Source organism: Fructilactobacillus sp. Tb1 (assembly GCF_050500285.1).
Lineage (GTDB): Bacteria > Bacillota > Bacilli > Lactobacillales > Lactobacillaceae > Fructilactobacillus.
Genome location: NZ_CP191377.1, coordinates 98,452 through 118,750, shown reverse-complemented (window position 1 = coordinate 118,750; position 20,299 = coordinate 98,452). Strand labels below are relative to the sequence as shown.

At 29.4% G+C, this 20,299-nt stretch carries 35 protein-coding genes and 1 tRNA gene; 25 read left to right on the top strand and 11 right to left on the bottom strand.

Annotated features, from left to right (window positions below):
- Positions 1-9: 9 nt before the first annotated feature.
- Both ACQW5G_RS00740 and ACQW5G_RS00735 read left to right on the top strand, forming a co-directional pair.
- The gene (locus tag ACQW5G_RS00740; protein ID WP_429971196.1) at positions 10-528 is read left to right on the top strand and encodes an adenine phosphoribosyltransferase; all 519 of its coding nucleotides are present in this window, start codon (positions 10-12) and stop codon (positions 526-528) included.
- A 37-nt stretch (positions 529-565) separates the two neighbouring features.
- Positions 566-655 (top strand) — tRNA-Ser (locus ACQW5G_RS00735).
- Positions 656-787: 132 nt separating this feature from the next.
- Here ACQW5G_RS00735 and ACQW5G_RS00730 read toward each other — a convergent pair.
- The 8 genes from ACQW5G_RS00730 to ACQW5G_RS00695 form a co-directional block, all read right to left on the bottom strand.
- Entirely contained in the window at positions 788-1,912 is a 1,125-nt protein-coding gene (locus ACQW5G_RS00730) for a tyrosine-type recombinase/integrase (RefSeq protein ID WP_429971195.1), read from the bottom strand.
- 393 nt (positions 1,913-2,305) lie between these two features.
- Entirely contained in the window at positions 2,306-3,244 is a 939-nt protein-coding gene (locus ACQW5G_RS00725; RefSeq protein ID WP_429971194.1) for a hypothetical protein, read from the bottom strand.
- Between the two features lie 319 nt (positions 3,245-3,563).
- Positions 3,564-4,259 (bottom strand): hypothetical protein, encoded by a 696-nt coding sequence (locus ACQW5G_RS00720; protein ID WP_429971193.1) that lies wholly within the window; start codon positions 4,257-4,259, stop codon positions 3,564-3,566.
- Between the two features lie 128 nt (positions 4,260-4,387).
- On the bottom strand, positions 4,388-4,606 hold the full coding sequence (locus tag ACQW5G_RS00715) for a hypothetical protein (protein WP_429971192.1): 219 nt from the start codon (positions 4,604-4,606) through the stop codon (positions 4,388-4,390).
- Positions 4,607-4,761: 155 nt separating this feature from the next.
- A complete protein-coding gene (locus ACQW5G_RS00710) occupies positions 4,762-5,511 on the bottom strand; it encodes an ion channel (RefSeq protein ID WP_429971191.1) in 750 nt (249 codons plus the stop codon).
- Positions 5,512-5,515: 4 nt separating this feature from the next.
- Positions 5,516-5,794, bottom strand: a complete 279-nt coding sequence (locus tag ACQW5G_RS00705; RefSeq protein WP_429971190.1) for a hypothetical protein — start codon at positions 5,792-5,794, stop codon at positions 5,516-5,518.
- 16 nt (positions 5,795-5,810) lie between these two features.
- On the bottom strand, positions 5,811-6,236 hold the full coding sequence (locus ACQW5G_RS00700) for an ImmA/IrrE family metallo-endopeptidase (protein ID WP_429971189.1): 426 nt from the start codon (positions 6,234-6,236) through the stop codon (positions 5,811-5,813).
- A 22-nt stretch (positions 6,237-6,258) separates the two neighbouring features.
- Entirely contained in the window at positions 6,259-6,603 is a 345-nt protein-coding gene (locus tag ACQW5G_RS00695; RefSeq protein ID WP_429971188.1) for a helix-turn-helix domain-containing protein, read from the bottom strand.
- A 272-nt stretch (positions 6,604-6,875) separates the two neighbouring features.
- Between ACQW5G_RS00695 and ACQW5G_RS00690 the strand changes: the two genes are divergently transcribed.
- A complete protein-coding gene (locus ACQW5G_RS00690) occupies positions 6,876-7,088 on the top strand; it encodes a hypothetical protein (protein WP_429971187.1) in 213 nt (70 codons plus the stop codon).
- Between the two features lie 407 nt (positions 7,089-7,495).
- Positions 7,496-7,708: a Thoeris anti-defense Tad2 family protein gene (locus ACQW5G_RS00685; protein WP_429971186.1), complete on the top strand. Its 213-nt coding sequence runs from the start codon at positions 7,496-7,498 to the stop codon at positions 7,706-7,708.
- Here the strand turns inward: ACQW5G_RS00685 and ACQW5G_RS00680 are convergent.
- Positions 7,705-8,058 (bottom strand): hypothetical protein, encoded by a 354-nt coding sequence (locus tag ACQW5G_RS00680; RefSeq protein WP_429971185.1) that lies wholly within the window; start codon positions 8,056-8,058, stop codon positions 7,705-7,707. The two genes, ACQW5G_RS00685 and ACQW5G_RS00680, sit on opposite strands and share 4 nt — an antisense overlap.
- 332 nt (positions 8,059-8,390) lie before the next feature.
- Here ACQW5G_RS00680 and ACQW5G_RS00675 point away from each other — a divergent pair, with 332 nt between their 5' ends.
- The 14 genes from ACQW5G_RS00675 (at position 8,391) to nrdH (ending at position 15,976) form a co-directional block, all read left to right on the top strand.
- On the top strand, positions 8,391-8,546 hold the full coding sequence (locus ACQW5G_RS00675; protein WP_429971184.1) for a hypothetical protein: 156 nt from the start codon (positions 8,391-8,393) through the stop codon (positions 8,544-8,546).
- A gap of 322 nt (positions 8,547-8,868) precedes the next feature.
- The gene (locus ACQW5G_RS00670) at positions 8,869-9,039 is read left to right on the top strand and encodes a hypothetical protein (RefSeq protein ID WP_429971183.1); all 171 of its coding nucleotides are present in this window, start codon (positions 8,869-8,871) and stop codon (positions 9,037-9,039) included.
- A gap of 16 nt (positions 9,040-9,055) precedes the next feature.
- On the top strand, positions 9,056-9,541 hold the full coding sequence (locus tag ACQW5G_RS00665) for a host-nuclease inhibitor Gam family protein (protein ID WP_429971182.1): 486 nt from the start codon (positions 9,056-9,058) through the stop codon (positions 9,539-9,541).
- Positions 9,542-9,563: 22 nt separating this feature from the next.
- Positions 9,564-10,949: a DEAD/DEAH box helicase gene (locus tag ACQW5G_RS00660; protein ID WP_429971181.1), complete on the top strand. Its 1,386-nt coding sequence runs from the start codon at positions 9,564-9,566 to the stop codon at positions 10,947-10,949.
- The gene (locus ACQW5G_RS00655) at positions 10,946-11,653 is read left to right on the top strand and encodes an AAA family ATPase (protein WP_429971180.1); all 708 of its coding nucleotides are present in this window, start codon (positions 10,946-10,948) and stop codon (positions 11,651-11,653) included. The genes ACQW5G_RS00660 and ACQW5G_RS00655 overlap by 4 nt, the downstream gene beginning before the upstream one ends.
- A 2-nt stretch (positions 11,654-11,655) precedes the next feature.
- A complete protein-coding gene (locus tag ACQW5G_RS00650; RefSeq protein ID WP_429971179.1) occupies positions 11,656-12,180 on the top strand; it encodes a DUF669 domain-containing protein in 525 nt (174 codons plus the stop codon).
- Between the two features lie 74 nt (positions 12,181-12,254).
- Positions 12,255-13,061, top strand: a complete 807-nt coding sequence (locus tag ACQW5G_RS00645; RefSeq protein ID WP_429971178.1) for a bifunctional DNA primase/polymerase — start codon at positions 12,255-12,257, stop codon at positions 13,059-13,061.
- Positions 13,051-14,352, top strand: a complete 1,302-nt coding sequence (locus tag ACQW5G_RS00640) for a VapE domain-containing protein (RefSeq protein ID WP_429971177.1) — start codon at positions 13,051-13,053, stop codon at positions 14,350-14,352. Before ACQW5G_RS00645 ends, ACQW5G_RS00640 begins: the two co-directional genes overlap by 11 nt.
- A 304-nt stretch (positions 14,353-14,656) precedes the next feature.
- Positions 14,657-14,827, top strand: a complete 171-nt coding sequence (locus ACQW5G_RS00635) for a hypothetical protein (protein WP_429971176.1) — start codon at positions 14,657-14,659, stop codon at positions 14,825-14,827.
- Positions 14,824-15,045 (top strand): hypothetical protein, encoded by a 222-nt coding sequence (locus ACQW5G_RS00630; RefSeq protein ID WP_429971175.1) that lies wholly within the window; start codon positions 14,824-14,826, stop codon positions 15,043-15,045. Before ACQW5G_RS00635 ends, ACQW5G_RS00630 begins: the two co-directional genes overlap by 4 nt.
- On the top strand, positions 15,038-15,355 hold the full coding sequence (locus tag ACQW5G_RS00625) for a VRR-NUC domain-containing protein (RefSeq protein WP_429971174.1): 318 nt from the start codon (positions 15,038-15,040) through the stop codon (positions 15,353-15,355). The genes ACQW5G_RS00630 and ACQW5G_RS00625 overlap by 8 nt, the downstream gene beginning before the upstream one ends.
- 1 nt (position 15,356) lies before the next feature.
- Positions 15,357-15,533, top strand: a complete 177-nt coding sequence (locus tag ACQW5G_RS00620; protein WP_429971173.1) for a hypothetical protein — start codon at positions 15,357-15,359, stop codon at positions 15,531-15,533.
- Positions 15,526-15,741 (top strand): hypothetical protein, encoded by a 216-nt coding sequence (locus tag ACQW5G_RS00615; protein ID WP_429971172.1) that lies wholly within the window; start codon positions 15,526-15,528, stop codon positions 15,739-15,741. The genes ACQW5G_RS00620 and ACQW5G_RS00615 overlap by 8 nt, the downstream gene beginning before the upstream one ends.
- The gene (nrdH, locus tag ACQW5G_RS00610; protein WP_429971171.1) at positions 15,734-15,976 is read left to right on the top strand and encodes a glutaredoxin-like protein NrdH; all 243 of its coding nucleotides are present in this window, start codon (positions 15,734-15,736) and stop codon (positions 15,974-15,976) included. The genes ACQW5G_RS00615 and nrdH overlap by 8 nt, the downstream gene beginning before the upstream one ends.
- Before the next feature lie 38 nt (positions 15,977-16,014).
- On the opposite strand, the gene ACQW5G_RS00605 is transcribed toward nrdH, so the two are convergent.
- The gene (locus tag ACQW5G_RS00605; protein WP_429971170.1) at positions 16,015-16,302 is read right to left on the bottom strand and encodes a DUF3892 domain-containing protein; all 288 of its coding nucleotides are present in this window, start codon (positions 16,300-16,302) and stop codon (positions 16,015-16,017) included.
- Positions 16,303-16,375: 73 nt separating this feature from the next.
- Between ACQW5G_RS00605 and ACQW5G_RS00600 the strand changes: the two genes are divergently transcribed.
- Genes ACQW5G_RS00600 through ACQW5G_RS00590 form a run of 3 tightly spaced genes read left to right on the top strand, consistent with a single transcriptional unit; the run spans position 16,376 to position 17,065 of the window.
- Positions 16,376-16,597, top strand: a complete 222-nt coding sequence (locus ACQW5G_RS00600) for a hypothetical protein (RefSeq protein WP_429971169.1) — start codon at positions 16,376-16,378, stop codon at positions 16,595-16,597.
- A gap of 1 nt (position 16,598) precedes the next feature.
- Positions 16,599-16,847 carry a hypothetical protein gene (locus ACQW5G_RS00595; RefSeq protein ID WP_429971168.1) on the top strand — a complete coding sequence of 83 codons (249 nt, stop codon included), beginning with the start codon at positions 16,599-16,601 and terminating at the stop codon, positions 16,845-16,847.
- A gap of 2 nt (positions 16,848-16,849) precedes the next feature.
- Positions 16,850-17,065, top strand: a complete 216-nt coding sequence (locus tag ACQW5G_RS00590; protein WP_429971167.1) for a hypothetical protein — start codon at positions 16,850-16,852, stop codon at positions 17,063-17,065.
- Between the two features lie 52 nt (positions 17,066-17,117).
- Here the strand turns inward: ACQW5G_RS00590 and ACQW5G_RS00585 are convergent, their stop codons facing one another.
- Positions 17,118-17,576: a hypothetical protein gene (locus ACQW5G_RS00585; protein ID WP_429971166.1), complete on the bottom strand. Its 459-nt coding sequence runs from the start codon at positions 17,574-17,576 to the stop codon at positions 17,118-17,120.
- Positions 17,577-17,758: 182 nt separating this feature from the next.
- Here ACQW5G_RS00585 and ACQW5G_RS00580 point away from each other — a divergent pair, with 182 nt between their 5' ends.
- The 4 genes from ACQW5G_RS00580 (at position 17,759) to ACQW5G_RS00565 (ending at position 20,169) form a co-directional block, all read left to right on the top strand.
- Positions 17,759-18,178 (top strand): ArpU family phage packaging/lysis transcriptional regulator, encoded by a 420-nt coding sequence (locus ACQW5G_RS00580; protein ID WP_429971165.1) that lies wholly within the window; start codon positions 17,759-17,761, stop codon positions 18,176-18,178.
- Positions 18,179-18,522: 344 nt separating this feature from the next.
- The gene (locus tag ACQW5G_RS00575; RefSeq protein WP_429971164.1) at positions 18,523-19,167 is read left to right on the top strand and encodes a hypothetical protein; all 645 of its coding nucleotides are present in this window, start codon (positions 18,523-18,525) and stop codon (positions 19,165-19,167) included.
- Positions 19,168-19,237: 70 nt separating this feature from the next.
- The gene (locus tag ACQW5G_RS00570) at positions 19,238-19,582 is read left to right on the top strand and encodes a hypothetical protein (RefSeq protein WP_429971163.1); all 345 of its coding nucleotides are present in this window, start codon (positions 19,238-19,240) and stop codon (positions 19,580-19,582) included.
- An 83-nt stretch (positions 19,583-19,665) separates the two neighbouring features.
- Positions 19,666-20,169 carry an HNH endonuclease gene (locus ACQW5G_RS00565; RefSeq protein ID WP_429971162.1) on the top strand — a complete coding sequence of 168 codons (504 nt, stop codon included), beginning with the start codon at positions 19,666-19,668 and terminating at the stop codon, positions 20,167-20,169.
- The last annotated feature ends 130 nt before the right edge of the window (positions 20,170-20,299 follow it).

Sequence of the window (20,299 nt, the reverse complement as noted above, 5' to 3'; positions counted from 1 at the left end):
TGTACCAAAATGGCTCTTAACTTAAAAGATTACGTGGCTAGCTATCCTGATTTTCCAGAACCAGGTGTCTTATTCCGTGATATTTCACCATTACTAGAAAATGGTGAAGCATACAAACAAGCTACCAACGAAATTGTTGAATACGCTAAAAAAGTTGGCGCAGAAGTAGTGGTTGGACCAGAAGCCCGTGGATTTATCGTTGGTTGTCCAGTTGCCTATGAATTAGGTATTGGATTTGCACCAGCTCGTAAGAAAGGTAAATTACCAGGTAATACTGTCAAGGAAACTTATGGTCTTGAATATGGTCAATCAGCCTTATATCTTCATGAAGATGCAATCAAACCAGGTCAAAAAGTATTAGTTACTGATGATTTGTTAGCAACTGGTGGAACATTAGCCGCTACTATTAAATTGATTGAAGATCTTGGTGGTGTAGTAGTTGGTACAGCTTTCTTAGTTGAATTAATGGACTTACATGGCCGTGATAAATTAAAGGGTTACAATATCCTTAGTTTAATGAAATACTAATAAAAAAACTCCTTAGTTAATCTAAGGAGTTAATTACGGAGAGTTGGCAGAGTGGTAATGCACCGGACTCGAAATCCGGCGAACCGAGTTTATGCTCGGCGCGCAGGTTCAAATCCTGTACTCTCCTTTTGTATACTATTTATTCGTTTTTATACCATTTATAAATGCTGATATAACGGCATTCTTAAAAAATGATATGGAATAAGTAGGAATAAAGTGGATTTAAATGTGTACGTTATGTGCACAAATTAAAAAGACACTAGTTTTCAACTCTAGTGTCTTTTTTTGTATCTTTATTTAAATTATTTAAAATTGATTCAATCATATCATCTGACCGATTCTTGTATTCATCAATTAAATACGAATAAACATTCGTAGTTGTAGAAATATTTGAATGTCCAAGTCTTTTACTAATTATAAAAATATCTATACCCTTAGATAAAAGATAAGCAACATGTGTATGCCTCAATGAATGGAAATGAAATTTTTTCTTTTCAATTCCTAATTCTTTCAAACTATCTTTTAAAGTTTTATTTATAGCTGATGAGGTAGGTATTGTTTTGTATTGATTAGTAAATACAAAATCTGATTTGTTATCTTTCAATTCATCTATAATTTCTAAAATTTTTGAATTAACTCTTATTATTCTATTAGATGATTCATTCTTGGTTGGTTGAATTATATTTTCTTCACTATTCCAGGATTTATTGATATTTATAGTTTTAAAGTTATTGTTTATATCTTTCCATTTTAGCCCTTGTATTTCGCCTAGACGAGCTCCAGTATAGATAGCTAATAGAATCATGTATTTCGATGTAAAATGCTTGTTACGTGTTTTTATTAGGTAATCAGTAAGCATCAACATTTCCTTTTCATTTAAATAATCAATTTTCCATGTCTTACTTTTATCGTAAACTAAAGTCACTCTATTTATAAAATTTTTATTTATGTCTCCGTCATAAATTGCATCTTTAACACATGCTTTTACTAAAGAATTTAATTTATACACAGTAGCTTTTGAATGAGTAGATCCATATTCATCAATAAATTGTTGATATGAATATCTATCGATTTTATCAATTGTTTTATTAGGTAAATATTTTTTTAGTACATTTCTAACTTGTATATAATCTTTTTTTGTTCTTTCAGTAACTACTTTTTCTTTGTAGTGTTCAAACCAATTCCAAAAATATTCGTAAAATAATGGGGGAGTATCAGGAATAAATTTACCCGAATTCTTATCCACAATCATTTGTGATATAAATATTTGTGCTTCTTTTTTAGTTTTAAAGCCTGATTTTGATTTAAAATGACGTTTACCTTGATCATCATAATAATCAATTCTGGCTTGCCATGATTTGCCACGTTTTGTAACATTTGCCATAATAATTCACTTTCCGTTTTTTCACATGAAGTGTTAACATGTATACGTACACGTTAATTTTTTAGAGACTCTTATCATTCCAGTAAGGGTTTTTTTTATTGTTCTAAAATTTCAATCTGTTCATCAATGGTTTTAAATTTTTTAATTTCTTCCAAAAAAAAACTCCTCATATCCATAAAACGAATAATGAGAAGTTATTTTCGAGGTGTTCTCCGTAGAGTATCCACCGCTATTTATAAGTTCATTATACGTTTTGTTAATTAATTGTCAATAATTTTTGCTATATTTTTTTCTAATCTATTCTAATTTATTTTGAGCACCTTAATAAGTCCTTTTTTATTTTATTACAAAGCCCCAGAGCAGAGTTGAACTGCTCATTGCTACCGAGTAGGGTTATTTATTTTTCTTATGATTAAATAAATTATGGAAAAACTCTTTTAATTTGTGGTTTACTAATTTGAAGAATTTTATTATTTTATTCTTTAAATTAATAATTTTTTCTTTTAGAATTGGTATCATTTTGTGTGACTTATCAGTTGTTACATTCTTAGCTTCTGTTAATTTCTTTTTAGCAATTGGTGATACTGTATTGATTCCCTTAATCGTTTTCTTTTTAGCTGATTTTAAATTCCTTTTTACTACTGGCTTTAATCTATTTACTTCTTCAATAGTTTTATCTTTAGCATTATTTAAACTCTTTTTTATAATAGGGGATACTTCGTTAATTTCTTTGATTGTCTTCTTTTTAGTTTTGTTAAATAGGATATTAATTAATGGTGTAGTTAATTGAATCTTTTCAGTTCTCATATCTGTAAAGTATTTTATTTCTGACTTTGGTACGATATTAAAGCTTCTCTCGGTACTTGAAGATACTAAATTATTCCTATCCATCACAACTAAATAATCTGTATTTTTATTTTGACCAACAATATAATACTTTTTAGTTTTTCCATCCTTTTTATTAAAATATTTAAAAGATGTGAACCAACGAATTGGATCTATTGTTAAAAGTAGGAATGTTGATAATCCAATTGATAACATGAAAAGCACGATTGAAAGTACAAATCTAATTAAATTTAATTGGTTTATTGATTCAGCTGCAATTAAAGCAAATGGCAAAGACATGGTAAAGAATATTAGTGCAGCTAATACGATTAACATGATTTTTTGATTTTTGCTTCTATATGGGAACTTATTATAATAAGTCATTGGCTTTGCCACGGTAGCATTGAACTTTATGTGACTTGAATATTTAATAACCGTAACCGTAGCTATAATTCCAGTTGCAACAATTCCAACGATTGTTGCTATTTTTTCAAGAAAAATTAACATATATAATTACCTCGAATTTATAATATTTTGTTACAAAGCCCCAGAACAGAGTCGAACTGCTCATTAATACCAAGTGGGGTAATTAATTAAAACATTTTACACATCAATATGTTTGAAAATTATGTAGTCAAGATGTATTATGGCTGCGATTAGTATTATAACCTTTCAACATTTAATATCACCTAATATCATCGTTTTAATTTCCTTCAATATAAATTACAATATTAATCATAAGTGCCCACCAGTCTGGACGCTTTTTTTGTTGCAAAAATCTATAGTAAAGTTGACTTATTTATTGTTATTTAGTAGAGTAATTATTTTAATTACTTGGTGTATTAGCCTCTTGAACTAAGTCTTGAGCTTCACCAAGTAATGGTTCATTAGCTATACAAGATGTACCATTTTCTACTCTTGCTTCTTCCGCTGCGTATTCTTGTGGATTACTATTTCTTACTGCAGAAACTTGTGGGGAATTATTATATGAATCATTACTAGTATCTGAAGTGTCAGTATTTTGAGTATTTGCATTATTTCCTTGGTTATTTGATGAATTGTTTGGTGAAGCGACAGTTTGCTTATTTTGTTTACCAGTGTTGTCATTATTATTTGAAACTGTTTTTGAACTTTCCTCGATGCTTAAACTTTCATTATTAAATTGAATAGTTTGTTTGCCATAGTTAAATTGCATTAAACCACTTTTTGAAGTTGAGACAGTGTATTTCTTTGCTTTGGCAATTTTCTTACCAACAGGTGATAAAGTATATTTGTTATCTTTATATGACTTGATTTTAAATTTATATGTACCTTTGTGTTTACCAGTTACCTTTTTCAATTTTGCATTTGAATTGTTAATAGTAAATACGTCGCCTTGATCGCTAGTCCATTTTCCTTGGACTTCTTTTGAAAATGAATTGCTACTCTTAGCGTATGAAATAGGTTGATTGATAGTAATTACAGATGCACCAGTTAGTGCAATGGTACTTGCTATAGTGACGTTTAATAACATTTTATTCATGTTTGTCTCCATATATATGTCAGCTTTTAACGTGGATCAGGCTTGCACGTATTAAGTTTGTATAAAATAAATTAATTATTAATTAAGACGTATTTGTAAAATAATAGCCACACAGAAGCGTGGGGCTATTAAAGAAATTTAATTATAAATGTCATAATTGCACATGTAGCAACTACCACACTAATTATAGTTCCATAAAACCAGTTCTTTTGCTCAGCAAATTTAGTATTTACAGTTTCAAATTTAACATCCATATCTCTGCTAATATCTTTACCCAGAATATCGATTTTATCGCTTAATTTATCTACTGCGTGGTTTAACTCTTCATGTGTTACATAATCATTCATAATATAGTTGCCTCCATCTGATACTTGCTTTCTTTCAATTGTATCATCATTTATAGTATCATCAGGATTTGGATTAGATTTAATTACTCTTTTAAAGTGCCAATTCTAAATTGGTACTTTTTATTTTTATTTTGAATAATTTTTGCACGTATGAATTATTTGTTTAGCAACTCTTTCTTTTTAGCATCAAATTCTTGTTGAGTAATTATTCCATCATCTAGTAATGATTTATATTTACGTATTTCATCTGGAATTGATTTTTCGTTATTTTCTGATGTGAAAAATGATGTAAAAGTACTAGTTAAAATACCTACAAAGCTAATACCTACTAACATAAGAATTATTGCTATTATCTTTCCAAGTTTTGTATGTGGACTTACATCTCCATACCCAACAGTTGTAGATGTAGTTATTGACCACCACAATGCTCTTTCAAAAGACATATTCTCAGTAACTGAAAATAGTAAAGCTGAAATAACTAATATAACTGAAACAATTAATAACATATAAATGAATCCATTGGTTTTTAAAAATTTAGTAACTTTAGTTTTAAGCTTACCAGAAATACCAATAAATCTTAACAATCTTGTTAGTTTAACTAATTTAGTAACTTTAAGTATTTTAGTTAATCTAAACGCTTTAAATACAGAAAAAGCAGTATTAACTGGAATTATGGCCAATAAGTCAAAAACATGATTTTTTATATAATGTATTTTATTTTTAGAGCCTATTATCCCAATTGCATAGTCAAAAACGAAAACTATCCAAGTTGCTTCATCTATTAAATTATATGGATAACTTTCAATATTAATTATTTTAGAAAAATCAAGAATAACCATGATTACAGAAATCAAAGCTAAAATGATAATTATTACTTCATAAACATTTTTTATATTACTTTTCATGATTTTATTTATAAATAATTAGTGTTTGATGCAATGCAGTTGATACTGCAGTAAAACTCGATTCTTTAACGTCGAGTATTTCGTAATTATTATCTTGTAAATAATTTAAAATATCATTTATATCTTTTGTATATTTGTCTTGAACTACAGTTCCTGAATTTTGGAATTTTTGAATTGTTGATCGCAACATCAATATATGCTTTTTCCCATCACTAGGTAAAAGATTATTTTTAACATCATTAATTAAACTTTCATCATTTGTTTCTTTATTAAATATTCCCATAATTATTCTCCACCTTTTATTTGTTTACATATTTTTTAATTGCAACTTCACATTCGTTAAATAAGCTGTTAGGTATTTTAAAAATATGCATAAATTGTAGTACATTCATCTGCTCTAAATTATCATCAAATTCATCTACATAATAAGGTACTAATATTTTTATACTTCCACAGTTAGCTTCATATTCGTAGCTACTTTTACTCCCTAATGTAAATGATCTAATCACATCTTCTTTGTCACATTCTTTTACATGTGTTATTTCATGGCCAATAGTAAATGGTAATTGCTGTTTATCGTGCCAATTCGTATTAATTACAATCGTATTCATAGACGGGCTGCAATTTGATGGGGTATAAGGATCCATTTGAGCTTGAATGACTTGTATTCCATCATCCCATGCTTTTTGTAATATTTGATGAGTAACTTTATCTAGATCTATCATTTAAAACCTTTCACAATATTTATTATTTATTGTTTTCTCGTCCATTTTTGAGTTGTCTAAGCATTGAAACAATCAATTCTCTGTCAGCATCTGGAATAGGTTGACCATCGAAACTCATTAGTAACTCTTCATCATCTAAATCGACAGATTTATTATCCTCTTTAGATATATCAATTTCTGTATTATTAATTAAATCATTTAAAGTAACTCCTAAAACTTTAGAAACTTTTTCAAGACTTCTTGTGCTTGGAACTTTTCTTTTCCAGGAATAAATAACATTTTCACTTAAACCAGCTTTTTCACTTACCTTTCTTAAGGATAATCCTCTTTTTTTAGAAATTTCTTTTATTCTTTCAAACGTTGTCATTATAGTCATCCTATCTTTTTTTAAAATATATTATTCTATAAAATAGAACTTTTATGTTGACTTATTCTATTCTTTAGAATAATATATACATTGTTAAGTAATTGAGTAACAAATTAAGTAATAAAAAACAGATCTTATAAATAACGGCTTTGGCGAGCTAATAGTTATTACGCGGAATTCATTTGCTTATTTGTTATGGGATAATTCTATTCCAAAGCATAGAAACTGTCAACTTCTTAACAACTAGTTTACTGATAAAGGAGGTAAGTATAATGCCAGAATCTGAAATTTTAGAAAATAATTTTAGAAAAGCAATTTTTAGACAAATCGACAGTCAAATTAGATTTCAAGGCTTAAAACATAAAGATCTTGCTGCTGAATTTGGTGTTAGTGCATCTGAATACAGCAGAGCTATTCATGGCGATCCAACACCTAAAGCTAAACGACTTAGAAAAATGACATATGAACGTTTAGGAATGAAATAGAAGTAGATTCATATACAAAAAATATTTTTGGAACAAAAAAAATCTCACTAGAAAGTGAGATAGGTGGGGGGCAAATGTTATTTATCCAATAGAAAGTGTTTTTTCTACAATATGTGGTTTAGTCCTTATTTCAATTTTGGCGAGTCCCATTGATGGGTTTTGGCGATGGTTTTTGATAAGTCTGTATATTTTAGTTTTTTGATAGTTGGGATCCTTCTTGTAACAATGACTTAACTATTTTTGAAAATTAAATGTAGTCGAAAGAAGGTATAAAAATGGAAAGTAAAAGATTACTACGTATTATTTATACTTTTTGGTTTATTAACGGATTTTTAGTTGGAATTGGATTAGCTATTTTAATGAATATGTAATAGCAAAACAAATTTTAAAGAAAGGATGTGAGACGGATGACAATTCAGGAAGCAACAAAAAAAGCGTCTGAACAAGGATTATCTATATCTAGACACAGTTGGCAACCTAAGGGAATTAGTATTATTCCGACTAATACTAATCTTTGTTGCTTAATCGTTCCATATCATGCACAAGAAATGGATGGAACAAAAATTAGATGGAACCCAACATCAGATGATTTAACCGCAAATGATTGGTTTATATATTAAAAGATTAATGACTTTAGTTTAATCAGTGTATCAAGAATATTTGAAGCATTATTTTTAAATTTATTTTGCATAACTGAAATTGATTTAGTATTTAATTCCATTCTAGAAGGATAATTACTACTCCAGCTTGCATTGATAAAAGATGTAGAATCACTGCTTAATTCTCTAATTATATCTATTACATCATTTTCAGAATATTTGTCTTTTAAAATATTCGAAATTGTCTTTAAAGAATCTATTTGTCTTGCCTGAAATCTATCATTTAATTGTTTCTCTTTAGACAAATAGTTTCTATATAGAGTTATCAAAGTATATTTAGCTTCATTTGTTAAATTATCGTATTCATTCATAATTAATCACCACCTTTCTAGGGATGATTATATCAAACCAATTAATAAGAAAAGACGTGATAAATATGTCGCTTGATGAAATTTTAAAAAACAACATTCTAAATTTGTTTCATCAAATGATGGAAATAATTAAAAAAGAAGACGATTCAGAAGTTATGGATCAGAAACACCTTATGAAATTTCTACACTGCGGTGATTCTAAAACTTTAAAAAAGTATTACATTTATAAACCCGACTTTCCATATCTTGATTGTCAAGATAACAGGTGGTCAAAAACACAGGTTAGAGAATGGCTGGCAAAGCACACTATTCCATATAAGGAGGTGATTTAAATGTCAGATGTAGCTATGAATTGGTTTGTATTGGTATTAATCATATTGGTAGGTTTGGCAACACCAGATTTTATTGATAAAGCTGATAAATATCTAGTAAACAAACGAATTAAACAAAACAAACAACGCGGCAATCATTTTAAGGAGATGAGATAAATGATTAAATATTTAAAACTATTCAATAAATATTTTATGAATCCTGCCAAACATCCAGTCTTATATTTGATTTATTTATTGCCATTCGGAGTAGTTGGATGCTTAGTAGGTCTATATCTAGCTAATAATTTTTAAGGATTATTTTAAATTTATTCTTATATATGAAAGGAGAAAAAATGATTAATTTCTTAAAAAAGTGCATAAAAAAAGACCATTCATATGGCAGCATGAATGGTCAACGAGTTCGAGTACTCAAATCATATATGATTCGAGTTAATTCTAACAGTAATGGTCAATTAATTCAATCTGAACGGAGAAATTTATGGTCGAAAATAAAACGTTGATTCAATTAAACGATGAATTAAAAACGATTGATACTCAAATGATTATGTATGCACACAAAAATACGCGAATGTATCAACGACTTGTAAAACGTAAACAAGCTATTAAAAGAAAAATTATCAAAATCAAGCAACAACCATTTTTAAAATAATTTTAGGAGGTAAGCAATGACTGAATTTGAAGTTACTAATGATGAACAAGCTATGAAATTAGCCGATAAATATAAAGATGCTAAAGATTTAGCTGACAAAAACATTAAATGGGCTAAAGAAACGTTTGAAAATCGGCAGCAACAAAATCAAGAATGGCTTGAAAAAATTAAAAATGATAATCAAGCCAGAATTGATTTTTATAAAGCTCAACTGGATGCATATGCAATAACTTTACCAGGGCAAAAATTAGATCTTCCCAATGTTCTAATTACTCATTCAACTAAAACTGTAATTAGTTATCCCAAGAGCAAAACTGAATTGTTAGAGATTGCTAAAAAGTATTCTCCAACAGCCATTAAAACTGAAGAAAAAGTTAACTGGTCTGATATTAAAAAGGCTCTTGTTTTTTCTGACAATGGCAAAGCGATTAGCAAAGATGGTGAAGTTGTTAAGGGTATTGAAGTTACTCAAGAACCTAAAACTAATATCACGCTTAGATAATTAATATTTATTGAAGGGAGTGATGCGTTTGTTTAAACTTCGTGATTACCAGCAGGAAACGGTTGATGGAATAATTAAATCAATTAAAAAAGGTAATCATGCAATTATGATTACCAGCCCCCCAAGAACTGGAAAGACAGTTGTAATGGCTGAAATAGCAAGACGAGCTACTGCAAAAGGTAATCGAGTATTATTCATCGTTCATCGAAAAGAAATTGTTGATCAAGCGAAAATAACCTTTAAACAGCAAAGTGTAAATATGAAATTATGCACACTTGGTATGGTTCAAACGTTTACTAGACGAGTAGATAAATTAAAACCACCAGATTTAATTTTTATTGATGAAGCACATCATGTGTTAGGTAAAACCTATTTAAGAATTATCAATGCTTTTCCTAGAGCATTAAAGCTATTATTTACAGCTACTCCAATTCGATTAAATGGTAAAGGCTTTACTGATGTCGTAACTGATTTAGTGCCAGGTAAGCAAGTATCGTGGCTAATTAAACATAAGATGTTAGCTCCAGTTGATTACTATGCACCAAAAGCAATTAACGTAGCTCGATTAAAAGTTAAGCGAAATGGTGAATTCGATACTAAAAGTATTGAACAAGCAATAAAACCTAAAATTTATGGAAATGCTGTTAAAAACTACAAAAAACTAGCAGCAGGAAAGCAAGCCATTGCTTATTGCTACAACGTTGCTAGTGCTGAAAAGTTAGCTGCTGAATTTAATCGTAAGGGAATTAAAGCTGCTTCAGTTAGTGGTAATACACCTAAGGATAAACGTAAGCAGATAATCAACGATTATCGTAACGGAAAAATTATGATTGTTACTAACGCTGAATTATTTACTGAGGGTTTAGATTTACCAAACGTTGATTGTGTTATTCAACTTAGGCCAACTCAGTCATTATCACTATTTTTACAATTTTCAATGCGGTCAATGAATCCACGTAAAGGTAAACGAGCAGTAATCATTGATCATGTTGGAAACGTAGAGCGCTTTGGACTACCAACCGATGATAGAAATTGGACTATTCAAGACACTAAGTCTATTAAAGGTACCAATAATGCCAGTTCTACTGAAATTAAACCAGTTACTGTTTGTGAACAGTGTTTTGCGACATTTTATCGAACTAATGATAAATGCCCATTCTGTGGAGCTGATTTAAAACGGGAAGAAACGATTGAGGTAGATGAAGATGCCAAACTTGAGAAAGTAGAAGCAATTAAACGTAAGGAACGAATAGATAAGATCTTAAATGATGGTTTAACTAATTATGTTGCAGATAAACGACCATCTGAACTAAATAACATGGAGCAATTAAAAGCTTATGCAAAGTTAAAAGGTTATAAAAGAGGTTGGATATTTTACCAAGCTAAACAGAAAGGATTAATTAGATGATATTACCCAAAAATGAAAAGAAAAAGACCATTGATGATCCCCGTAATTTCTTTATTTACGGAGCAACAATGGCAGGTAAAAGTTATTTATCAGGTAAGTTTCCAGATCCATTATTTTTAAATACAGATGGTAATGCGTTAGAAAATGAATATCCTAGTATTCAATTAACAAACACTAGAAATGCTGATGGTTCACTTAAAAAAGGCGTTTCTGAACAATTAGATGAAATTATGCTGGAATTAGGGACTAAGAATAACAACCCTGATTTTAAATATAAAACAGTTGTTGTTGATGTTATTGATGACATTTGTTCCTTACTAGAACAAGAAATTTGCTTAAAAAATAATGTTGATACATTAGCAGATATTGGTTACGGAAAAGGTTATGCAATGTTTAGTCAAATGTTAAATGCATTAGTTATGGAATTAAAAACCTTGCCTGTTTATGTAATTTACGTATCACGTGTTGGATATGAAGGCGATGGGACAGCACAAAAGGAAATTCCATCATTAAAAACTAAGTACTACAACATCGTAAATGGTAATTGTGACATGGTTATTCATTGCCAACAAGTCGGAAGTAACCACATTAGAAGTGTCACTAAGAAGCGTAAAAATTATTATGCTTCAAAAATTAATAACAAAATTATTTTAAATATTTTAAAAAACGTGCATGGTGCTTTAACACCAGAAGGAGATAAATAATTATGGCTTTTGCAGACATTTTAAACGGATTTAACCCAGAAAAGGACAAGGTAAGTACAAATAATCAAGGATTACCAGCAGGTGAATATGATGTAATTATTGATTCAATTGGACATCATGTATACGAATCAGGCTTTGAATGTTTTCTAGTTGTTTTTCAAGTAATGACTGGTGAACATAACGGGCAAAAAGAATACGACAATATTTCATTAGCAACTCAGACTAAAAGCGGTAAAGCTATGCCAAGTTTTGTATTAGCTACAGCTGTTAAATCACTAGCAGCATTAGCTTATTGTGCTGGAATTAATAAAGATAAATTAGCTGAACCACTTTCTTTAGAAAATGAAACTGATGAATATGAAGCTTTAGACAAGGTATTAAAGCCTGCTCAAGGAACTACCCTTAAATTAGTTGTTAAAAAATTAAATAATAAAAAAGATCCAGATAATCCATATACAAACTATGAATTTGAAAAAACAGAACAACCTGAAGAAATTGATGTTTCAGATGATGATATGCCCTTTTAATTAAATAAACTAGTTAGCCAGTATGCTTTAATTATGCCAAATAGGTGGGAAGCCTATTAGATTGGAATATTAAAATGAAAAACTTAGTTAATTACGCCAAAATGTACGCTAAACATGGCTTTTATGTTTTGCCGATGCTGAATAAAAAGCCATTAATTAAGTTTGCTGATATGCCTGCTTTAACTATTGATGAAATTGAGAAACTATGGAAACGTTATCCATTTGCTCAAATTGCATTAAGAACTGTTGATTTCTTTGTTATTGATATCGATGAACACGATGGTGGTGCGGATGGAATTAAATCATTTAATGATTATAAGAAAAAACATCCTAATCAGTTTGTTGAGACTTTAAGCCAAAAAACAGCTGGCGGCGGAAAACAATTATTTTATGTAAAACCTGGGAACATGAAGATACAACAAGATATTGCTTGGTTACCAGGTGTTGATATTAAAGCTCATAACAATAATTACGTAGTTGTCGCTCCTAGTGAGATAAACAATAAAAAATATGAATGGTTAAATAAAAATCCAATTGTTACTCCACCAGATGAATTAATAAAAGCAATAACTCAGAAAAAGAAGATTAGAAGTGATTTTAAACCTGATAACTATAATTTTAATGGTAAACCTACTCGTACATCTAAACTTTTTGAACAAATTGTAGATGGACTAGGTTTTACAGGCGGTCGAAATGATGCTCTAGCTTCGTTTATTGGGGCGCTGTTATACCGTAATGTTGATGCCAGTAAAGTTTATGTACTAGCTCAAATTGCTAACGAAAATACGAAAGAATCATTACCTGACAAGGAAGTAAATACCACCTTTCAATCAATGGTAAAAAAAGAAATTAGAAGAAGGGAGGATAACAATGGCAGCTAATGAAACTCCCGATGTTTTAAAGCTTAAGAAAATGCAGGAAAAAGAAAAAATTAGCAACAAGCCAGTTATTATGAAAGTTTCAAAAACAACTGGTAATGTAATTAATTCAATCTCTAATATTTTCTTAGCGTTAGAACATGATACTAACTTAGCTAATACCTTTAAATATAATGAATTTACGCAATCAATTGATGTAGTTAAAGATCATAACTATAACAAGGGGAATACTCACCTAAAAATTGAAAAAGGACAGTTTAGAGATGAGTTCGTTTCTTCTATATTGATGTATTTGGAAAATGTTTATGGAAAGTCTTTTAGCAAAGATAATTTTTACGCAGCTTTAGATAATGCAGCACATAACCATTCTTATAACCCATTACGTGACTATATGGATGAAGCTTACAAATTATGGCTTGATAATGGCAAACACGAAATATTAAAGGATTTATTACCAATATATTTAGGTGCTGATAATAATAAAACTATCGAATTACAAACAAAATTATTTTTTGTTGGAGCGGTAGCTAAAGTATATGATCCAAAATCAAAATTTGATTATGTATTGGATTTAGTCGGTGGCCAAGGTACAGGTAAAACAACCTTTTTAACCAATATGGCCCCATCAGTTGAATACTATACTGATCAATTTACTGATTTTAGAGATAAAGATAGTTATGCAGTCATGCTTCGAGCATTGATTGTTAATGATGATGAAATGACAGCAACTAATAAAAGTAGTTTCGATGATTTGAAGAAATTTATTAGTGCTAGAGAGTTAGATTTCAGACCACCGTATGGTCGATATAATATTCGTAGACCTAAGAGCTTTGTATTAGCTAGAACTACCAACGAGGTTACTTATTTAAAAGACAAAACTGGTGAACGTCGTTTTCTTCCAATTCTTGTACATCCAGATCAGCAAATTTTAAGTCCAGTTACTGATTTATCTCGAAAAGAGGTTAAAGAATTTTGGGGAGAAGCAGTAGGACTATATAAAAATGGTTTTAGTTTTATTCTTACCGAGAAACAGAAAAAAATGATTGAAAAAAATCGTATGCAATTTATGTATATTGATCAACAGGAAGAAGAGATTGAACTAGCTTTACAACGATTAAACGATCATGAATTTATAACATCTAAAGAAATTGCAGACGAAATTGGTGAACACGACTTAGTTAAGAATAGAAAGTTAGCACAGAAAATAAAATATGTTATGGATAATCGCAAAGATTATAAATTTTGCAATAAACGTATTGATGGTTATACAAAACGTGGCTATAGGAAAAACTGACGCTATGTTGACGTTACTTAAATTGTATAAGTAGCGTCATTTGTAAATGCTGATATATCAACGTTTATGACGTTATTGATGCTATGACGTTACTATATATCACTAAAACTTATAAAAGAATAGTAGTAATAGATATAAACGAAGAAATAATTTAGAGGTTTGTAACTATGTTTTTAGTAGCAACGCTTTATAAAACCTAGAGCGACAAGGAAAAGAAGTGTCATCACAAGTAGCGTCAATGTAACGTCATTAAAAAAGTAGATGCTAATTTAATGCTTATTGCTATATACAAGGAGGAAATTAAATGATTAAAAAAATATTTTTGTATTTATTATCATTAATCGCTTCAACCATTGTGGTTGTTGGATTAGTTTGGTTAGCTAATAGTGGTTATTTTATCTATTTATGTATCATTTTAGTAATCATTATATTTTCTAATGCTTTATATGATTACTTCAAAGGAGTATTAAAATGAATAAATATTACATTTTCTTAGGTCAAGATATTAAAACAGATAATTGCTATCTTAATTTAAATCTTAGAGAAAATAAATACTTTGTTGATAGCAGACGTGAAATCGGCTTTGCAAAAACTCAATTCACATTTGCAGAAACTGAAGCTATTCGTAAGCAGTTATCAAATCTTTGGATTAGAGATGAAGATGTTATTCCAGTGGGTGATATAGATGACTAGTGAACATTTAATTCAAAATAACATTCGTGTTGCTTTATCAAAAAACGGTTGTACGGTTTTTCGTGCAAATGTCGGTAAAGCTTTAATGAAAAATGGCAGATGGTTTGATACAGGTTTGCCACGTGGCTTCCCAGATTTATTTGGATTTAGACATTCAGACGGAAAGATTTTCTTTATTGAAGTTAAAAATGAAATTGGTAAACGCCGACCTGATCAAATTAAATTTGCAAATTTTGTTAAAGATTTACCAGTTTTATATGGTGTATGTAGATCAGTGGATGATGCATTGAAGGTTATAGGAGATAAATAGAATGATTTTATTAGCAGAAATGGTTTTTGCAATTATTGTGTTAGCAATGATTTTGAATACAGTTGAAAGAGTAAATGCAATAATTCAAAATAGAAAATTAAGACAATTTATGATGAATAAATTTACAGTTGAACAACTTAGAGAAATCAATGAAAGAATGGAGAATAAACATGAATAATTTTGAAGAGATAAAAAGGGCAGGTAGTGGTCAAAATTGGACAGATACATTTGAGTCAATTAAAGATCAGATTAATAATCTATCTGATTTAGGTTATAGCCCTAAAAACATTAAAATCATTCCCGATATTTATGGTTATGACATACCTGTTAGCTTTAAATATGATTTTACTGTTATCAAACATATGGAGGAGGTTGAAGATGAATAAAGTAACAGTATATTCAAAAGATGGCTGTATTCAATGCAAATTAACTAAACGAGAACTAAAACGCGATGGTATTGAATTTAAAGAGATTAATCTAGATCAAGTTAAAGATGGTAACTTAATTCGTGAACAATTGAAAAATCAAGGATTTAAAGCAACCCCAATAGTTAAAACTGAACACGAAACTTGGACAGGGTTTAGACCTGAGAAGATTAAAGAATTGATTAAAGCAAAATAAAAAAGCATCTTCATATAAAAATGAAAAATGCTTTAATATCAAAAGCGTGGAAGATCCATCATGTTATGTCCATTTAAAACTTTTCTACTGTTTTCTGTGCAAATATAAGGTGGTTGATATCCTTTTTTTTGTGAAGGATAAACTACATTAACCACTGCTGTTTCACCTTCAATGGTTTTGAAATAATAAATCAATTCATCGTTTATATATTGCACAACATCAGAAACGTTTTCAATTGTTCCATCGCTTAATTGAATTTTTGTTATACTTCTTTCCATCTCTGGTTTGCTTTTATCTAAATGAATTTTAACAATTCTATAACTCATAATAATCTCCTCCACTATAAATTATATCAGTACAATTTAATAAGAGGCATTATAAAACTTATAAGGAGTATTTATGCTAAATAAACGACAATACGAAAACGATAATCAGAAAGTTTATAAATTATATTTTCCAAGTAATTCATTTGCTCAAATGAAATCAGGAGAGGACGTTCATTTTATGAGTAATAAAGATACCTCAAAAGATGATTTCATTGAAGTTGATGATGAAGGATTAGAAATGTTGTTACAACAGATTACAGATAAATTATGTGATAGACAGATGGGAGGGAAATAATATGCTAATAGGATTAATTAGTTTTGTATTAGGTGCATCAATTAGCTTTGCTGTTATGAATAAGACAGCTTTTAATTGGTTAAGAGATTTAGAAGAGACAAATCAAAAGATTGAAAGAAACTATTATAAAGCACAAGTTGATTTAGTTCATAAATTTAAAGACAGAGTAAATAAAGGTGAAACATTTATTGTTAGTGAAATTGATGGTACGGAGTTGTTTAAAGTATCGCCAGTGAATAAAGAGGAGTAATCATGTTATTAAATATTTTATGTATTTTAGGAATCATATTTTTAGTGGGATTGACTTTACTAGTTATTTTAATTGCATTTATCGTCATAAGAACGTTAGTTAAGCTTTATGTAGAAAATGCTAGATTAGATAAAGAATTTTATGAGACTAAAAGAAAAATTGAAGAGTCAAATAAGAAAATTGATGATTTTAGAAAACAGCATAATTTAGATAGATAACACGTTAATAATTTAAAAATAAAAAAAGCCCACCGATTGGCAGACTGATAATTTATAGTTTATAAATTATAGTTTTAATTCCATATTTTTTACTCAATCTAACTAATTGAAGTCTAGTTATTTCCCAATTTAATTTATCCAAACCAGCTCCAATTTTGGGCATTGCAATAATTTTAATGTTCTTTTCTTTTAATTTTGCATACAATTTCACTAAAACTATATTTAAATCAGCTCTAATTGGTACTTTGGTAGAGATTGGTTTGTCGATTAAATTAAATATTAAACGACCGTCAGTTGCTTGATAAGGTACAACACAAGGATATGTTAGATTTTGTTTTTTAACGGTTGTCTTTAAGTAATTCTGTAGTGTGGGAAATTTAGCACTAAAGACTTTAGCAATTCCAGCACCTAAACCACAATCAATGGCAATACAATGAGCGATTGGAATGCTAATTGGAGCGGTAAATAAATTTCCATATTTTTCTACGACAATTCCAGTTTTATTTTCCATATTATCCACTCTCCATTAAATATTTTAAATAATTTATACTTTAATGATAACAGCACTTAAACATTACAACACAATCAAACTAATAAAATTGCATAAAAAAAAGCCCACTATTGGTAGACTAATAAAGCTCTCGAATACCTTTATTATAACATATTGTATCTACCAATCATGGAGGGGTTAGAATGGAATTATTTCCAGAAATTAATCAACGTAAGACGGTAAACAATGCCAAAAGATTCTTTAAATATCAGTTTCCTAAAATGCAAATTCAAGCAAGCATTAATTCATTAAGTATTAAGTCTCCAATTATTTCGGATATTCCATCAGGAACACCATACGGTAACTCTAGTGAACGAAAGAACGTGTTAATGTTACAACGCCAAGAAGACGTTAGAAACGTCGTTAAAGCGATTAAATCATTGCCATCATTTGAAAAATTTATCTTGAATGCAGTTTATCTAGAAGGTAGTCAGGACAGTGATGTAGCTCTAGATTTAGATTATAGTACATCACGTTATCAGGCACTTAAATGCAAAGCGTTATTAGATTTTGCTGTCGCAATTGAAGTATATGGATTAGAGATTGTAGTATATGAAAAATAGGAACTTTGCAGGAACTTTTCGGAATTTTACAGGAAGAATGCAGGAACTTTTTATTATTAACACATGAGATAATAGTATTGTGAAAGAGTTATAGATAAACCCAATACACAATCTTATGTTCGAAGACATCCACAATGGGTGTCTTTTTGTTTATACGTAATTAATTAGAATATAGAAGGTGTTGTAATAATGCTAAAAAGTTTTTTACATGAAATTATGTAATTGAGGGATCAATATTAATAATTATATTTTCAATTATTATTGCATTAATTATATATTGCATAAACAAATTTTAAGACGTCGATTTTATTTATATTTGCTATAATCACTTTAGAGGTGATTATATGTTTTTAGGAGTTAGTAGCGGTGACTGGTTGCAAGCAGGAGCGTCATTTTTTGGATCTGTTATTGCTATTGGAGGAATTTGGTGGCAGGTTACTGTTCAAAATAAAATGCAAACTAAATCTTTAAAAAAACAATTAATTTCAGAGAGAAAAAATAATTTTGATTCAGCGATAAATGTTGAAAATTATAAATATTATGTGGATTTATCATCATATTGTCATGAAGCATCAATAAAAGTTCAAAGAATTTTAAATAATTTAGAAAAATTAAAAAAGCGTGGAGTAAGTTTACAAGATATACAAACTCTGTCAAATTATTTAAGGATAGATGCTGATTTGTTTAATAAATTTTGTGACAAATCGAATCCATTTGCAGTTATACAAATATACGCTGATAAAAAGCATGGCACTAAATTTTCTCTAGATATTGATAATTATATGGAGACAGCGACTAAAAATTATCTAAATTTGACTACCGCATTAAATCCTATATTTAATCTTATTAGTACAGAAAAAAATAACAATGCAGAAACTTTACTTGATGAAAAATTCGATGATGTTATAGAAACATTTAAAAGTGAGAGAAAGTTTTATGCTTTAGTAAGTGTTGAAGTGATGGAAACAGCAAGCAATTTAATTAAATAATATTATAGATTTGGGACGATAATTATATATTATTCGTTCCTTTTTTATATCTTAAATTAAGGAGATATTAATGAAAAAGATAGAAAAAGAAGGAATGAGAATTAGAGAAAATATATCTGAAAGGTGCTCTGAAATTAGTAGATTAATTGACAAAGCAGAATTAGAAAATACAATGTCAAAGATTGTTGATAAGAAACTTAATAATAAGGAAAAGTCTTCTAAGATTAAAGTTTTAAAGAGTGGAATTAGATGTATATATGCTCATGATGAGCCAGTTCAGTATATCGATAACGATGGGAACATCATTGATGATAACGATATATATGAATTAGTTGATTATAAACAAGCTGTGATGGATAAGCTAACAAACATCGAAAAAATATTAACTGAATATATTGGTGGTGCTAATCATTAATCATGTTTAGAAGAGATGGAATCCTGTACTCAAGTATGAATGAGTACTTGATAATCAAAGCCATAGATAGGAGTGATGTACATATGCCTAAGGTTAGACGATGTCGTTATGATACGTGCAAACGTTTAGTTACTTATCCTAAACATTACTGTAATGAACATAAGCAATATGAAACTGAGTATCAAGCTAAGCGGAACCAAGCGCGACATAAGTATCTTAAAAGATATAATAAAGTGAAACGTAATCGAGATAGTGCATCACGTGAACGATATAGTTTCTATCACAGTCGAACGTGGTCAGCACTCAGACAAGCAACACTAGAACAAGACTATTACTTGTGCCAATACTGTAAAGCAATTGGAATAACAACACCGAACAGTCGCACTGTGGATCATGTTGTACCAATCGAATATGACAATGAACTTAAAGATAATCTAACCAATCTGGCTACGATTTGTCGGAGTTGCCATAAATTAAAGACAGATTGGGAACAAAACTACTATGGAACAGGTCAAAACCATAAATTAAAAAATGTTTTGGAAATAAAAGATGTTAAGAAAGTTTCCAAAATGATGCGAGAGAAATAAAATATCCCCCCTTACTTTTTGTCAGTAGAGTAGCACACACGAAATCTGTTCTGTAGGCCAGCAAAAAAATTCAAATTTTTTATTTGGGGGGGTAAAAAATATAAATGCCGTTAAATCAACGTTTAAAGGA